The 16721-nt window shown below is 60.2% G+C and carries 8 protein-coding genes; 5 read left to right on the top strand and 3 right to left on the bottom strand.

Annotated features, from left to right (window positions below; all coding sequences use genetic code 11):
- The first annotated feature begins 171 nt into the window (after nt 1-171).
- The 3 genes from AAF358_24330 to AAF358_24320 are packed head-to-tail and all read left to right on the top strand — an operon-like array spanning nt 172 to nt 3619.
- Nucleotides 172-1677 (top strand): efflux RND transporter periplasmic adaptor subunit, encoded by a 1506-nt coding sequence (locus AAF358_24330; GenBank protein ID MEM7708707.1) that lies wholly within the window; start codon nt 172-174, stop codon nt 1675-1677.
- Nucleotides 1674-2387 (top strand): ABC transporter ATP-binding protein, encoded by a 714-nt coding sequence (locus tag AAF358_24325; GenBank protein MEM7708706.1) that lies wholly within the window; start codon nt 1674-1676, stop codon nt 2385-2387. The genes AAF358_24330 and AAF358_24325 overlap by 4 nt, the downstream gene beginning before the upstream one ends.
- Nucleotides 2384-3619, top strand: coding sequence for an ABC transporter permease (locus AAF358_24320; protein ID MEM7708705.1), 1236 nt, complete (start codon nt 2384-2386; stop codon nt 3617-3619). Before AAF358_24325 ends, AAF358_24320 begins: the two co-directional genes overlap by 4 nt.
- 715 nt (nt 3620-4334) lie before the next feature.
- Here the strand turns inward: AAF358_24320 and AAF358_24315 are convergent.
- The 3 genes from AAF358_24315 to AAF358_24305 form a co-directional block, all read right to left on the bottom strand.
- Nucleotides 4335-7226 (bottom strand): Calx-beta domain-containing protein, encoded by a 2892-nt coding sequence (locus AAF358_24315; GenBank protein ID MEM7708704.1) that lies wholly within the window; start codon nt 7224-7226, stop codon nt 4335-4337.
- Nucleotides 7223-9766 carry a hypothetical protein gene (locus AAF358_24310; protein MEM7708703.1) on the bottom strand — a complete coding sequence of 848 codons (2544 nt, stop codon included), beginning with the start codon at nt 9764-9766 and terminating at the stop codon, nt 7223-7225. Before AAF358_24310 ends, AAF358_24315 begins: the two co-directional genes overlap by 4 nt.
- 135 nt (nt 9767-9901) lie before the next feature.
- On the bottom strand, nt 9902-12451 hold the full coding sequence (locus AAF358_24305) for a tetratricopeptide repeat protein (protein ID MEM7708702.1): 2550 nt from the start codon (nt 12449-12451) through the stop codon (nt 9902-9904).
- Between the two features lie 283 nt (nt 12452-12734).
- Between AAF358_24305 and AAF358_24300 the strand changes: the two genes are divergently transcribed.
- Nucleotides 12735-14792, top strand: a complete 2058-nt coding sequence (locus AAF358_24300) for a right-handed parallel beta-helix repeat-containing protein (protein ID MEM7708701.1) — start codon at nt 12735-12737, stop codon at nt 14790-14792.
- Nucleotides 14793-16141: 1349 nt separating this feature from the next.
- Nucleotides 16142-16721: hypothetical protein (locus AAF358_24295; GenBank protein MEM7708700.1), on the top strand; the 580-nt coding region annotated here is incomplete at its 3' end.

Below are 16721 nucleotides of genomic sequence, written 5' to 3'. Positions count from 1 at the left end.
GCGGCCGTGCACAGTGACCTGGTCGCGCCCTGAAGCCGATTCGGCTCTGCGCGAGGTCTTAGGATGAAAGGTTCAGCGATCCATTGGTATCGACGGTTCAGATTGCCGGCGGATTTGAGTTCAGATGGTTGTTAAGGACGGGTGACGAATGACAACATGCCAAAAATCACCATGACTCGATTAGCCATTACCCTTGCGACTACCGGGCTGCTGATCTTCGCCGGTTTTTATCTCGCGGGAGATAGGGAGACCGGGACCCAGACACTACGAGTGGAGACTTCCTTGGTCGATCGGGGCGATATCCTGCGAACGGTGGCAGCGTCCGGCGCGGTCCGGCCGCTGGTGACGGTGGAGGTCGGGTCACAGCTTTCCGGACAGATTAAAGAGATCTTCGTCGACTTCAACACAGAAGTTCAGGAAGGGCAGCTACTGGCGCTGATCGATGCTCAGAGCTTTGAGTCCCGGGTTTTGCAAAGCCGAGCGGACCTGGACGTTGCCAATGCCAATATTGCTCTGCAGCGGGCCAGCGTGGATCGTGCTGACGCAAACCTGCGGCGCGCCCGCCGGGACCTGGAGCGAGCCCAGCCGCTGGCCGCCCAGGGAACGCTGTCCTCATCTGAGCTGGATTCCGCTGTCGCCAACCATGACGCGGCCCAGGCTGACCTCACGATGGCAAACGCGCAGTTGGAAAACGCACAGGCGGCGAAAAAACAGCGTGAGGCGTCGCTGGAATCCGCCGAGATCGACCTTGAGCGCACCCGAATTCGATCTCCGATCAATGGCATTGTGATCGAAAGGGCTGTGGATCAGGGCCAGACTGTCGCCGCGAGTCTGTCCTCCCCCGTATTGTTCTATATCGCTCAGGATCTGACCCAGATTCAGATCGAGGCCAATATTGACGAGGCTGACATCGGGAACGTCAGCAACGGAAACGACGTGTCGTTTTCTGTTGATGCATTTCCTGATCTTGAGTTTGGGGGTCGTGTCGACCAGGTCCGCCTGGCGCCGAACGAAACGAACAACGTTGTCACCTACACGGTGATCATCAACGCTGCGAATCCTGGTCGCCGTTTGTTGCCCGGCATGACTGCCATGGTGGAGATCATTACCGGTAAGAGCTCCAACGTCCTGAGAATCACCAATGATGCGGTGCGGTTCGGGCCAGCCCCGGGGTCTGCCCTGGCGAAGATGGCAACGGATGGCGCAGGCTCTGGGGGCCAGGACGCAGGGGCTTGGCGTCGCACTGGGCGTAACCCGGTTGATTCCATTTTGGAGCAGTTGGCTCTGAGCCCGCAGCAGGAGACCCGAATCCGTGATTCGTTACAGCAGATGCGAGAAGGCCGCGGCGGCGCAATCCGCGGTATTCAAGGGCAGCCTTCTCCGATGTCGGAAGATTCCAGCGATCCGCGGCGGCAAATGCGTCAACAGATGCAGCAGCGCGTCGCAAGTGTGTTGAAAGCAAATCTCGACGAAGCGCAGTATCAGCAGTACGAAGCACTTAGACGCCAGGCAGCGGACAGCCGTACCGCGCAAATCTGGGTCCAGAGCAACGACGGTCACATCGGCCCGATGCCGGTCCGTCTGGGAATCAGTGACGAGACTCATACCCAGGTTACCGGCCCGGAGGTTCAGGAGGGTCTGGTTGTGGTTACTCGAATTTTCGACTCGCCGCAATGAGCGCACCGCTGGTGCAGTGCCAGGGCATCTGCAAAGACTACCTCATGGGTTCGGAAACCGTGCACGCCTTGCGCGATGTAGACCTGGTTATCGGCCGCGGTGAATATCTCTCCATTATGGGTCCGTCCGGGTCAGGAAAATCGACCCTGATGAACCTGATTGGCGCACTGGATACCCCAACGTCAGGCGAGCTGATCGTGGACGGCGTGGATCTATCCGCAAGAACAGCCGACGAACTCGCCGACTACCGGAACCGCGCGGTTGGGTTTGTCTTTCAGCAATTTAACCTTCTGCCAAAGACCACAGCGCTTGAGAACGTCAAGTTGCCCCTGCTTTACTCTGATATTCAACGCTCAGATGAATCTAATGCTCGGGCGTTTCACTGTCTGAATCAGGTCGGTCTCTCAAACCGGGTGGATCATGAGCCAACCCAGCTGTCCGGCGGGCAGCAGCAGCGGGTAGCCATCGCGCGGGCGCTGGTGAATAACCCGACCATCATCCTTGCTGATGAGCCCACGGGCGCTCTTGATACCCAGACCTCCAGCGACATCCTGGAATTGTTCGCGGCGCTCAATGAGACCGGCATAACGATTATTGTCGTCACCCACGAGCCGGAGGTCGCGGGGGCCACCCGCCGGAGTTTGAGTTTCAGGGATGGTCGACTGGTGGGCGATTTGGCGGTGCCCGGCGGCGGGCGTTCATCAGCGTGAAGCTCTGGAAGATTCTGCTAGTCGCAATCGTCGCCTTGCGGGTGAATGCGCTGCGCAGTTTTCTGACCATGCTCGGCATTATCATCGGCGTTGCGTCAGTCATCGTGATGGTGTCGGCATCCAGCGGGTCCCGGGCCGAGATCGAGCGGACCATTTCTCAACTGGGCAGCAACATGCTCACAATCAGGCCAGGCGCAAACCGCTCGGGCGGGCGTCGTGAGGCTGCGGGCTCGGCCGCGCCGTTTACTGAGAAAGACATCAATCGACTGCGTGAAAGCGTCGATTTTGTCGACGGTATTTCGGGAAGTCTGGTGACTAACGCTCCGGTGATTTATGGCAACCAGAACTGGACCACCGCGGTGACAGGCATTCACGCCGACTATGTACCTGTGCGCCAATGGCGAATCGAAGCGGGCCGCAATTTCACCGAACGCGAAGTCAGTTCTGGCGGCAAAGTAGCGATTCTGGGTGCTGACGTGATCGAACAACTGTTTGCGGGCGCCTCGCCGATTGGCGCACGCATTCGGATCAGGAACGTCCCCTTTACAGTGATCGGAACGCTGGAAAGCAAGGGCGAGTCAACCTTCGGTCGCAGCCAGGATGACATTATATTCGTACCCATTTCCACCGCTCGAATGCGCGTGATCGGGAGAACGGACCGGTCGGTGTCTGACGAGGTTGGGAGCATTTACTTGACGGTGAACGATCACCAGGACATTCAGGCAGCACAAGCCGAACTGGACCGGGTTCTTCAGCAGATTCGCGGTATTCCTGCAGGCGGCCAGGCCGACTTTTCCGTGGCGAATTTTGCTGAGTTTGTCAGGGCCCGCAGTGAAACCTCCAGCACCCTGGGCCTGTTGCTGGCTGCAACGGCGTCGATTGCTCTTGTCGTCGGTGGAATCGGCATCATGAATATCATGCTCGTATCGGTAACCGAACGGACCCGGGAGATTGGCTTACGACTGGCCGTCGGGGCCCGCCAGCGCGATATTCTGCTGCAGTTTCTCGTCGAGGCGGTGACTCTCTGCGTGATCGGCAGCCTGCTGGGGGTGGCTATCGGCGTTGGCACCGGGCTGCTCCTGCAGTCCCTCAGTAATATTCCCGTGCTGCTCAACATCCCGATCATATTTCTTGCCATCGGCTCCGCAGCGTTCGTGGGCATCTTTTTCGGTTTCTATCCGGCGCGAAAGGCCTCGTTGCTCAATCCCATTGACGCACTGAGGTTCGAATAGAGTGATGACGGAAGAGACGTTAAATTGACCCTGTGAATCACCCCGGGTATTCCGAGACCGTTTAGTACGAGTCAGGCCACTGCGGCCAGCGCAACCGCTCGAAAGGCCTCAATTTGAGGCGCTTTTTTGTTTTACACGACCGGGGATGGCGCATACCCGGTTTCTCGTTACCGAGAACCCAGACGAGGAATGTGCGGACGCTTAGCGCCTCGCCAACGCGGACATTGACCCGGTGATGTAGTCGCGGTTTTCGCCAGCGGGATATTGTCTAGCAAAAGTGTTGCCGGCGTGCCCGGGGAATGTTGGTGGCTATGGGTGGACTTGAACCACCGCCCCCGCATTATGAGTCAGGCTTTTTGCCTGATAGGTTCTTTCAAATCAGTAACTTAGCGGCGTCCGCTCAACGAGTCGCTACTTGTTACGACCCAAAACACCGCCCCGCAACGCGGCGGGTGACATAGAAATGGCACAGAGACCCGAGCAAAGGGGTCGGGTTAACTTTTTGCCCAAATGCGGGAAAACTCAGTAGGAAAGTTAGCCTGTCCCACTGCTGTCCCAGAAACGATTTGAACGTTCGCATACCCCGGTATCTGAAGACCGTTCCCTGATGGGTAAGCTCTGCTCGGTTGGTGGCGTACCGCGAATTATCGTGAACAACATCTGGGATCAGTTAACGATGTGCTACTCGGTAGCGCTGTTGCAGCCTGTTTTGCCCTCATTCGTCGTCGGCCCGTAACACCAGACTGCCCTGCGCCTCAAAACTATCAGCAAAAACTGGGTCGACCAGCGGATCATCGTCGATAATTGTGATGAAAAACTGAGTGGTCAGCCCTAGGCTGGCGCCGCCCTGCACGTTGGTCAACGCCACCAGAAAGCTCTCGTCCGGCTCGTTTTCAGCATCATCCAGAATCTGGATGCTGACGGGCTGGTCGTTGTCGTCGGCATCGCCAAATATCAACACGCCGGACGCACCGACAAAATCTCTGCCGCCCAGGGCGCTGCCGTTCACCGCCGCGTAGTCGATGCTCACGCCGCCGCGGGCACCGTCCCGGCGTCGCACGGGCAGGTGCACAAACCCCACACCCTCATTCACCACCAGCTGGCCTAGATCAAACCCCAGCGTGCCGGGCTCGCCGCGAAGATCGGACAACACCACATCGTAGAACCCGTTGTGATCAGCCGGCGTCAACTGGTCGTCCGCGGCTGAAAACACCACGTAGTGGCCGCTCTGGTGAATGGCACCTCCGTGCAAAGGGGCCTGGCTGCCCTGGCCTGCGGAAGTGCTTGTCAACCGCAGCAGCTCGTTCTCCCGCGTGTCAAAGCGCCACAGGTTCTGCTGGCTGAGCAGCCCCAGCTGGCGGTTGGAGCTGAAGAACACATACCGGCCGTTGTCGCTGATGCGCACCAGTTCCGCGGTGATCTGCTCATCCACTGGCAAAACCAGGCTCATGTTTTCGCTACTCCCGGTAAATCGGTCCCAGCGCAGCACGTTCAACCCATCACGATTGGAGGGCGTGAGGTTCCTCGCCTCCGTCACGTACACCACGTAACGGCCGCCGGCGGCCACGTCCGCAGCAAGGCTGTCCGCGTCTCCGCCCAGGCCGAACTCGTCCTCACTCACTCGCTGGGTTGAGCCGTTTTCAATGTCTCTCAGGAAAACGTCCGCGGCCTCGTTTTGGTCAAGCGCAGCAAGGTTATCGGCGCTGGAAACAAACACGGCGTAGTTGCCGTCGCTGGACAGGCGGGGTGCACCACTCCCACCGTTGGCCTGGGTTTCGCTGGACGACACGCTGAGCCTGGAAAGGGAGGCATCCCGCTCCCACAGAAAGATATCAGGCTCTTGATTGCTGTCTCCGGCCACCAGATCATCGGCGTGACTGCGGAAAATCACCCTGCGTCCCGAGCCATCGATCTGGGCGAAGTCAGAGTCCCCGGCGTTAGCGACACCCCAGCTGATCAGCCGGAGTTCCAGGGTCAACCGATCCACCAGCATCACGTCGAGGTTGGGCTCGTTGTCGTCGTTCACCAGGTTGGTGGCGCGGGTCATGAAAGCTACATAGCGACCGTCTGCCGATATGGTTGGGCCTTGGGAATCGCCGTTACCGGGCACACCGGTGACGGTTTCCGGATACCGCTCGATTGCGGCGGTTTCCCGATCCAGAAAATAGATGTCGGAAAACCGGCTATCGTCCGCCAGGGCCTCGTCCAGTACGCTGGCGTCGGATTGGAACACCACGAAACGAGCGTCGTCGCTGATGTCGGGCTGCACGCTGTGCCCGTTGCTGTGACTGGGCTGGGGCGTGTCCGTGACGCTCGCCAGCGCCCAGGTGGCGGTTGGGCCATCCCAGACATACACGTCGCCGGTGTTGAGGAGCCGATCCTCAGCAACCAGTTCGCTGGGCGACTGAGCACAAACCACTGATCCATCTGAGCTGCTGGCCAGCTGGGTGGCCTCGGCAGCAGGAATTGTCAACAGCGGCGTGAGAACGCCCGTGGTGCGGTCGTACACAAAGGGCTGATTGGGACTAGGGACCTGGCCCGCCGTCAGGTTGGAGGCGCGACTTTGAAACACCACCGTCTGGCCGTCGCTGCTGATCGCCGGCGAGGTGCTCACCGCATCCGCCTCACCACCAGCATCCGGCACGCTGATCCGGGTAATGGGGGGCACCTGAATCAAGTCGTGCAAGAAGACGTCTGTTTTGAGAAAACGATCGCCATCCACCAGATTGCGTGCCGCCGACGCGAACACCACACTCTGGCCGTCGCCGCTGACGGACGGGCGGAAGCTGGGGCGGTCAGGATCGCCGCCGGCCGTGCTCACGGACAACCGCTCGACGCCGCCGGTCAACAGATCCTTACGAAACACGTCGCGATGGAAGTTGTTGTCGTCCGCCACCAGGTCGCTGGCATCTGACAGAAAAACCACGCTGGCACCGTCGTCCGCGATATCGGGATCATGGTGGCAGCTGTCCGCCTGCTGCCCCGTGCTGGTGGTCGACGCTCGTAGCAGGCCACCCGTCGCCACGCTATAGACAAAGATATCCGGGCAGTTATCCGTATCGCCCGTCACCAGATTGCTGGCAAACGACTGAAAGACCACCTGGCCGCCATCGCCGCTGATACGCGGCTGCATACTGGAGCCGTTCCCCACCGCAGCGGCCGTACGGGACACCATAGTGGTGGTGCCGAGCATGCGGTCGCGCAAATAAACGTGGACGATGCCGGTGCCCGTCGCCCCCGGCGCAAGGACGGCGGCCGATTCGAAAACCACCCATCGGCCGTCGTCGCTCACGTCCGGGCGGAGGCTGTCGCCGGGAGCTTCGTTGCCGGCATCGTCCACGCTGACCCGCTGCAGCACCCCCAGATCCAGATCTCTTAAAAAAACGTCTTCGCTGGCATTTTGATCCCCGGCGACCAGATTCTGCGCTCGGGAGCTGAACACCACAAAGCGGCTCCCCCCAATCCGGCAGTCCCGACTCGGGGCGTTGCCCTGCGCTCCCAGGATCATTGGATCCTCGGGACTGCTGAGCAGGAAAAGTTCCTGGGCACCCAGCCCCGGCGTCATCGCCAACGCGGCGACAACGCACACCGTGTATCTGATGCTCATGGCAGGGGCCGCGCTTCGAAGCCATCAGCAAAGGGCAGTCCCGAAGGCGGCTCAACGCCAATGGGTTCTCTATCGACACGATAAACGTCCAGGAAAAAGCCGTTAGTGTCCTCAGGGATCAAATTTGTGGATGTGTCGAACACCGCCCGGGTGCCATCGTTGTTGATGGCCAGCGCGTCGGGCACGTCAGGCCCGAAAAAGCCGTTCAGGGTCAGCATGGATTCCCACTCGACGCCGATCTTAAAGCGAATCAGGAACTGGTCCCCGCCGTCCGACATCTTGAACAACGCGTGCGTTCCGTCGTCCGAAATCACGGGCTCTTCTGCCGACTCGATACCGCTGCCGCTGGCCGGGCCAGTCAAGCTGATCTCCGTCGCCGTGAGGCGGTCGTATAGAGTCACCTGGCTCAGGACCAGGGACGACCCACTCACCACTTCACGTCGATCGAACACGACGTACCGACCATCCCCAGACAGTTGCGCCCGGGACGTTCCGCCTATCCTTGCACCCGCGATTCGTTGCGTCACATCGCTGTTAAGGTCGCGGACAAAGATCGCCTGTGCGAGAGGCAGCGGGTTGTCGACGAGGTCGGCCTCTTCTGACAGAAACACCAGATAGTTACCGTCCGACGACAGATGCGGTCGCTGGCTGGGCTCATCAGCGAGATCCCCCATTCGATCAATCGTGATCACTTCGACGGGATCAAACTCCGTGCCCGACCAATAGACAATCTGATCGGAGGGATTGGTCACGTTGGGCAGCAAATCAGGGTCGTCGGTCATGAACGCGACGGCACCGGTGTTGGACACCGTCAGCTGCTGTCCTTCAATGACGGCATCTGCGGCAGTGAGTGAGACCAGAACCACGGCAAGGTTGTCCACGTCGACCCGATAGACATAGTCTCCGGCCGGGAGCTGGCGCGGTTGCAGGTCGGTGGACGTTGAACGAAAGGCGACATACCGACCGTTAGCGCTGATCACAGGCTGGCGGCTGGAGCCATCCGACGGGCCGCCATTCACACTGCGGCTGAGTAGCACATTCTCGCCGGTGGACACCGTATGCAGATAGACCTGATTGCCTGCCGGCCGCCCGCCCACCACGTTGTAGCCCGATTGGCCGTCCATCCAGCGGGAGCTGGAAACGAAGACAATCCGGTCGCCCGTAGCGCTCATGGCCGGACTAAAGCTGCCAGCCTGATCGATCTCCAGCGGCACCGGCTCAGTCGCCACGCTGACTCGCTCCGGAACCTGGCCCGGTTCCACCACAAAGACGTCGTTCACGGCATTGGTGTCGGCGACCACCACGTCCACCGCGGTACTCTCAAGGCACACGGTGCTCGCGGTTTCGCTGAAGTCTGTCACCCGCAGATCGCCGCTGGCCTGGGCCAGGAGTGAGACCTCTCCGGAAATCAGGTTTTTGAAGTAAGGACTGAGCGATCCACTCACCGGGCCAACCAGCGTGCTCGCTGCGCTGGCGAACACCGCATTGGTGCCGGTCACGTCGACAAAGCCACACTCGGTCTGGGCATCGCTGAACTCGCCCATGGCGCCGGTGTTGACGAGCTGCGTGCTGGCACCGCTGGGACGATGAAGAAAGAGGTCAGGTAAGGCGTTGCTGTCTCCCGCAACCAGCGGATCACGGGTGAGAAATAACGCGGCCTCGCCGTCGCCGGACAGATCGCAGGCGGTGTCTGGCGAAAAGGCCCCCATGCCGATACTGTCCACCGACACCCGAAACACCGTGCCCGAGCCGATGGATTTGACGAACACATCATTTTGGCCGTTGCCGTCACCCGGCACCCAGTTTTCTGCGGTGGTGAGCAGAATCCGGTCACCGTTGTTAGACACTCCGCCGGCAAAGACCGGCAGGCTGGTGTTCATGCTGGCGCCGTCGGTGGACGTCAGCTCAAGCTGCTGGGTGACGGAATCGTAGCGAAATACGTCGCTGACACCGTCCGTATCATCCACCACGTACCCATCGCTGACGTCATCAAACACGACGTAGCGGCCGTCAGCGGAAACACTGACGCCCCGCATCGAAGACGACACGCTGTCCACGGTACCATCAGCCAACCGCGACACGACCTGATACTCGTTGTCGGCCCGGTCCATCCAGTACAGCGCGCGTCCTGGGTGTCTGCCCACCGCATTCAGGTTGTCGCCGGTCACGAAAAGGACCACCCGACCATCTGCGCTGATCACCACGTCACTGGATTCGGCGCCGATGATCGACTCCGACCCATCAGAGAAGCGGTTGAGCCGCTGCAGATCACCGGACATCCGGTCTTTGAGAAAAACGTCACGCACGGCGTTGTGATCGTTGGGGACGAGGTTGTGGGCCATCGACGAGAACGCCACGTACCGGCCCTGAGCGCTCAGCGAGCATCCCTCGGACGCGCCAGCGCCCTGGATCCCGAGCACCAAAGGATCGTCAGGCACCGAGACCAGCGTGATGTCCTGGGCCTGCAGGACCGCACTGTGTGTGAATAAAGCCAGGACAAGCCAACCGGCCACAACGCCGGTGTCGATTCGTTTCTGCATGAATCCGCCTCCGCCGAAAAGGTGACGGAACGATGGTGCAGAGGAGGGAAAGATGCTTGAGAATTGCTTGAGATTTCCGTGAAATTTCTCCCAAGCACTTGTCAGAACCCAGCTAGGCCATTGTTTCTAATAGACTTATCGACTGTCGCCCAGAACCACACGCGGTGCCAGCAGGTACCCAAGATCCAGTGCATTGACCTCTTCCTGCCATCGGCCAGCCCTCGATTCGGGGGTCATGACCATGCCCTCGGCCTCCAACGCCAGGCGCCGGAATCCGGCCGAATCGGCCCGGGAGATGACCCAGCCCAGCCGTTCTGTCTGGGAGTGCCCGGCGCCGTCCGCGCGGGCTCTGAGAAGTGCCGCTTCCAGCTCAAGACCAAACGACGGAACCACGGCCAGTAGACGCTGGACCGTGTCTAGCTCGGTTCGAGCCTTCGCCAGTTCGCCCTGGGCCAGCAGCGCCGCGGCCAGCACCAGGCGTGCGTCCCGCTCGGCGCCGGGGACGCCCTCCGACTGAGCCTCGGTGGCCAGCTGACGGGCAGTCTGCTCGGCCTGAACGGGCCGACCCTCATCGATGCTCAGGCGGGCCATGTTAAGCATTGCGTCCCTGATCAGGCCGCGCCCTGCCCGTTGATTCCTGACCTTGAGTGCCCGCTCGTACCACTGACGGGCTGCGCGGGCGTGGCCACGAAATCGCTCCACGTGGCCCCAGAGTGTGTAGATGTTGGAGATTTCGCCGTCGTCCAACACATCCAGGGGCGGCATCCGATCCAACACCCGTCGCGCGGCGTCGATATCACCGCGATGCAGCTCGGTATCAACCCGGGCCACCATGGCCGCGGCCATTCTTTTGGGGTTATTCAGCGCCCGGTAAACCTGCTCTGATTCGCTAGCGTAGGCCTGCGCCGCCGCGAGATCACCCTCAGCGTTGGCCACCACCGCCAGGTTGATGGCGGCCAACGCCACCATGGACCTGCGCCCCAGCTCCCGCGCCAGCTCCAGTGCCTGCAGCGCGTGTTCTTTCTGGCCGGCCTGATCGCCCCGGTGGCTGTAGGTGATGGCCAGGTTCATGAGGGCCACAGCCTGGGAGTTTCGACTGCCCAGCTCTCGAAAGCTGGCCAGCGCCTGCTCGCCGTACCGGATGGCCTCGTCGTAGCGCCCCTGATCGGTGTAGATGCCCGCCAGCGTGCCGAGAATCTGGCCTCGGGTTTCCTGACTGCCCGCCTCCGACGCCACCGCAAGTGCCCGGAGTAGGACTTCACGAGCGTCATCGACCCTGGAAAGTCGACGCAGCGGCCCGCCGTGAGACATCAGCGTTGAGGCCAGCTCGTCCAGGTTTTGCTGCTGTTCAAATTCACTGGCCGCAGCAGCCAGGTAGCCCAGCGCCTCTTCGTCCCGGCCCCGGCGCCGGGCGATGTGGCCGCGCATGCGGGTGAGATTGGCCTTTAGGTAGGGGTCGTCCAGAGCGCCAAGGCGTTGCTCTAAATCGTCAACACCGGCTTCGGCGAGGTTCAGGTCACCGGATCGCATCGCCACGGTGATCTGCCACTGCCGCGCCCGCATCGCCGGCCGCAGCAGGCCGAAGGACTCCAGCTCCGTCGCGGCTTCTGCGAAACTGACCGACGCATCCTCAACCTGTCCCAGCGATCGCTGGCCCAACCCAAGCTGGTGCCGGGCGAGAGCGGCCAGCTCGGGGCAGTCCATCTCGCAGGTTAATATCAGCGCGTTGGCCTGGCTCACCCGGTCTGCAAACTGGCGACTGCGGCCGGCCTGCTTAGCGGAAAGCAGAAGACGCCTGGCCGACGGCACTGAGGTCATCCGGCCCAGCCGATCATAGACGGGCTCCGAGCCGGCATCCATTACATCAAAAAGCGCCAGCGCGAAGTCCACGTCCTGGGGCGTCATCTCATTCAGCACCCGATAGCGATCCACCGCCAGATGGTGATTGCCAGCCAGCTCATGCTCTACGGCCTGAAAATAGATCTGATCGCGGCGGTGAAGCGTGGGTAACCGGGCGCGCATTTGCGCCAGCGCCAAGGATGCGGACTCACGCTCACCTCGAAGCGTGTGCAGCCTGGCCTGGGTGAGCGTCACCCGGGGTGAGATGTCCTGCGGGTCAAGCTGACCCAGGAGCGTCAGCGCGGTGGGCAGATCAAACCGCCAGGCGGCATCCAGCGCCGTGTCGACTAGCTGGCGCGCGCTTGCTTGAGTGGGCCAGCCATCGCTGGCTGCAGCCGGCGGCGAGGACAGCGGCTTCAGAACCACCACCAACGTTATCGCGATCAGCGCACCCGCGCCGAAGGCCCAGCCCAGCCGCCGCCAGGGAAACGGCTGGTCGCCCGATGGCGAGGCAAAATCCGGGGTGATGTCTGGATCCACAACAGCCACCGGTAAAACCACCTGGTAGCCCCGGCGATGTCGCGTCGCAATGATCTGAGATTTCTCGGCCGAGTCCCCCAGCCCCGACCGGATCTCCTTGATCACCTGGGCCAACGAGCTCTCTGAGATGGAGCGATGCCCCCAAACCCGGTCCAGCAAGGCCTCTTTGGTCACGAGATCGGGCGCCGAACTCAGAAGCAGATGCAGCACCTCAAACGCCTGAGGGCGAAGCGCAATCGGACCCTCAGGACCCAACAGCTCCTGCGAAGGTAGGTCGAGCACGAAATCGGCAAATCGATACTGCATGAGCGCCTCGCCGGCGGCCGCTACCGAACAAGCATAGCGCGAAATTCTCGGGTCGCCGAGACGGCGGGCACGCAGGGCCCAAAGGCATATCGCAGCCGAAGCCAGGGGCCGAAAGCCAGGGTTCGGGACCAAGTGCCAGAGCAGATCCTCAGCCTGCTGGCCTGCCACCCCGAGCGCAGAAGAGCGCTAGTTTCCGGAAAATCCGAAAATTTCAGGAACAGTTCAGGTCCCCGGGAGCTGACCCCGCTAAGAATTAAGGAGTCAATCCAAGATAGGAAAACTCATGTTCCCAAGAGCCCTCTCTCTCAGTCTGGTTCTGCTGATCGCGGTGCTGGAAACGTCGGCCGCCGCCACGCTGACGGTGGATCGCACCGACCACGCGCCTCAGGCCTCGGCATGCACACCAGCGCCGCTCGACTGTTCGCTAACCGGGGCCATTGAGCTAGCGAACACCATGGCTGGACAGGACACCGTGGTGCTCACCGCGGACAATTTTCGTCTGGCGCAGACCGGCGCGGGACCGGTTATTCGAAGCGAGATTTTGATTCTCGGCTCGGGCATGGGGCAAACGGTGATCGAGGCCGATTTCACCTATCTCAACGCTGCTTTTGAAGTGCGGGCCGGTGGTCAGCTCACGCTTCAGGACCTGGCCATTTCGAGTTTTACCAACATCGACGGGGGCGCAGTTGTGGTCACGGGAGAATCATCAGCCAGCGCAGAGCTGGAACGCGTGACTGTCACCAATTCCCGGGGAAACTCTATGGGGGGTGGGGTCACCGTACGGCCGCCGCTGTCGGGAGTGGTCGAACCGGATTTTCGGCTGCGGATTGTTGATTCGGTCATCCGCAACAATCTGGCGGAGGGCCAGGACGGCGGGCTGAACTGCGCCGGTGCCGGCCTGGGGCTCCACAACGGACCGGTGCGAATTGAAAACTCAGAGATTCGCGACAACCGGGCCGAGGTGCTGGCTCGCGGTGGTGGTATTTGTATTGGACCGGGCGTGGACGTAACGCTGGAAGATTCGCTGCTGGTCGGCAACTACTCGGTAGGGCTCGGCGGCGCCATATTTTCCGGCGGCCGGCTAGAAGTCGCGAGATCAACATTTGATAGGAATGCCGGGTCGGGTGCTGGCATTTTTGCTCTCACGGGCGAAGTTGATGTGATCGGCTCAATGTTTCTGAACAACGAGAGCGCGTCTCCTTCCTCGGCGACTGCTATCAGCGCTGACGCGCTCAATCGCTTCCGGATGCTCGACTCCAGCATCCTTGATGGCAGCGCACCGGGCGTCGCCGTTCGGATTATCGACTCGGAGGTTGCTGATATCGCGGGATTGGACGTGTCGGGGCAACGCACGAGCCTCCAACTGACCGCGGTCCAGGCAAGCGTTGTTGAAAACGTGTTCATTGACCGCTCACTAAGCGGCCTCAGCGCTCTGACGATTACCCAAAGCCCAAATGTAGTCCTGCGCTCTCTCACCGTCTTTGGAGGCGGTGATCAGCTCACCGGCAACGGTGGGGCGCTTCGGATCGATTCGGCCTTCGTAGAGGTCGAAGACTGTCTGTTGTTCCAAAACCGTGCCACAGAGAGCGGCATTCCAAACTCGGGTGACGGCGGTGCGATCTGGGTAAGCGACAGCACGCTTGTGCTTAAGCGGTGCGCCATCGACAGCAACGTGGCTGACGGCCTGGGAGCCGGTATCTACGCGCGAGATACCGCTGTGGTTTTCACCCAGAGCAGCGTCACTCGCAATTTCGCGCAAGATACGGGTGGCGGTATTGCGTTGGTCAGCGGCAGCACACTTGTGGCCACCAACAACACGATCGGCGGCAACGGATCACAGAACGGTGTCTCCGCTTTGTTTGCCGCGGGCGGCACCCGTGCGACGCTTGAGCACGTTACGGTGACGGGCCCAGAGGTGTTTCTCGGCAGCCCACCTCCGAGCATCGAACTGATCGGCGCCACCGCGCTATTTACCAACACAGCGATCGCTGGCAGCTGTTCGCTGTTTTTTTCCGGCAGCGTGCCGGAGTCGGGCGGCGGCAACGTGGTAGACGACGCGTCTTGTTTGACGCCCAATTCCGACGATCGAATGGTGTCTGATCTGGGCATTCTGCCACTCGCTCGCGTCGGCACTGAGCGCCTGGTTCATCTGCCCCGGCTCGACAGTCCCTTAATTGACGAAGCGATGGACTGCGCTTCGGTCGATCAGCGGGGCAACACCAGAGGTACTCCTTGTGACACGGGCGCGGTCGAACGCATACCGGCTGACAGCCTCGTTTTCTCGGACAGTTTCGAGCTGAGTGGCGTTGCCCCAGCGGCGGCGGAACTCACCATCCCGTAGCGATCACCTTCATGCGCCAGATGCGGGTCAGATCTCGAAATGCCACATTTTGCATGTGGGCCGGCCGAAGGGCCTACTGCGTTCCCGTGACTCGAACGTGGCAATTCAAGGTCTGAGCCCGAGTTCACGTGACCCCGAAAGCAAGGGGCCATTGCCAACTGCCAGGTCGAAGAACTCTAGGTACCGCGGCCACGCACCAAGGCCTTAACGTGTTAGCCATGAACTCGGAATAAGGTGTAAACCATGTCTCCGGAATACACCCTGAGCAATTTGGTGGCTATGGGTGGACTTGAACCACCGACCCCCGCATTATGAGGCTGCTTTGAATTCTCGATAGAGCATATAAATCAACAGGTTAGCGGCGATCGCTCTACGATACGCAACCTCGCACTACTGCTCGAAACTGGCTGAGTGGCCCAAAAGTGGTCCAACTTTCTCCAAGGACGAATGGATAGAGGGTACAACAGCATTCTTTGCTGGTCCCTCTGAAACGCCTTGCTTTCTAATCATCGATTGGCCCAACAGAATGAGCGAGCGCAGCAAACCACCAGGCTACGTCGTGGACGCGTTACTCAAAGCGCACGTCCCAGCAAAAATCCATGTCAATATTTGGAGTCTCCAGGAAACCCGGAGTGGTTCAGGTGACTGTGCTGCTCAAGGATTCCGAGCCGTCGACCGCATTTGCCAACAGCTCGCTCCTTCATGTCATGTCTTTGCACAGCGGGTGCCTATTGATGCGCCTTCCCTCACTGTGTTTTATCCAATAGCTTAATTTGGTGCCTTACCAAGGCTGAATCCATTAGACGATAGGTCTCACTCGGAGCGTGCCATTTTGGCGATAGGAATGGCCCGATTGCACCAAATCAGAGGCAATTTCATGACCCGCAACAGGCTCATTGTAACGACGACGTTGTTGATTTTGGTTAGTCTTTACCTACCAAAGAACTCCACAGCTCAAGGTCCACCCCGGGGCGGCCCACCGCCGAGTCCGCCCGTGACAGCCCACCCTCAAGCTGGCGGAGCGGAGGGTTTTCGCGCGCTGCCCCCCGGGCACCACCGAATCGCCCATCAGGGAATCAACTATTTTTTCGATGAAGGTCGATTTTTCGTGCAGGCTGACGGATCTTTTCGCGACGCGGTTCCGCCACTCGGATTGGCGGTTCCGTCACTTCCGAGGAGCGCGAGGCAAGTGAATATTCGGGGCAAGAGGTTTTTTGAGCTCGATAACATTCGCTATGAAAAAAGTGGCAGGGGATATCGCGTGGTTGCGATCTTGTAAGAACTGCGTAGCCTGGACAAGCCGGCATCTCGAGCTGAGCTTTCTCGATTAACTTCGGATGGAGTGAAATATGCTAGCAAGAACATCTCTAACGCTGTCGTACCTTTTCCTATTGATAAGCATCACGGCGTGTTCCGATGAGCAAAATGCAGAAGCGACCGAAACAGTAGCCGTTGAAGCATCCGCACCGAGCAGTGGGTCAACCCAACCGGATATCCCTAGCTCACCAACCGTACTGGAGTTTGCCAATGCTGAGACGCTGTTTGTGGCCGACTCTGCACGAGGCACCATAGTTGCCTATACGCTACCCGAATCCAGCCAGAGCACAGCCCAACCTGCAGCGTGGAACCTCTTAGATTTGGATGCCCTATTGATCGACGAACTTGGCGCAGCGCCTAGAGGGATCAAATATCACGACTTGGCGGTTCACCCAAAGACCCAGGAGGCTTATATCTCTTTATCTGCCAGCGTCGGCGGGCAAGCGCAATCGATGGTGGTAGCAGTAACACGTGAGGGAGCGGCAACGCAGGTGGACCTCGAATCGCTGCCGAGCCAACAATTCATTCTTCAGAATCCGGCAGACGATGGTGTTTCATTCTGGCGCGATATTCCGGCAGCCTCATTCACCGTAACCGATCTCGACTACAAAG

The sequence above is a fragment of the Pseudomonadota bacterium genome (assembly GCA_039033415.1).
Taxonomy (GTDB): domain Bacteria; phylum Pseudomonadota; class Gammaproteobacteria; order Xanthomonadales; family SZUA-38; genus JANQOZ01.
The sequence above is the reverse complement of the archived record's forward strand: the minus strand, read 5'-3'. Positions and strand labels throughout refer to the sequence as shown.

Excerpts from the sequence above, each read along its gene's own strand:
- AAF358_24330 (MEM7708707.1), top strand. The coding sequence starts at position 172 with ATGACTCGATTAGCCATTACCCTTGCGACTACCGGGCTGCTGATCTTC.
- AAF358_24315 (MEM7708704.1), bottom strand. The coding sequence starts at position 7,226 with ATGAGCATCAGATACACGGTGTGCGTTGTCGCCGCGTTGGCGATGACG.
- AAF358_24305 (MEM7708702.1), bottom strand. The coding sequence starts at position 12,451 with ATGCAGTATCGATTTGCCGATTTCGTGCTCGACCTACCTTCGCAGGAG.
- AAF358_24325 (MEM7708706.1), top strand. The coding sequence starts at position 1,674 with ATGAGCGCACCGCTGGTGCAGTGCCAGGGCATCTGCAAAGACTACCTC.
- AAF358_24300 (MEM7708701.1), top strand. The coding sequence starts at position 12,735 with ATGTTCCCAAGAGCCCTCTCTCTCAGTCTGGTTCTGCTGATCGCGGTG.
- AAF358_24310 (MEM7708703.1), bottom strand. The coding sequence starts at position 9,766 with ATGCAGAAACGAATCGACACCGGCGTTGTGGCCGGTTGGCTTGTCCTG.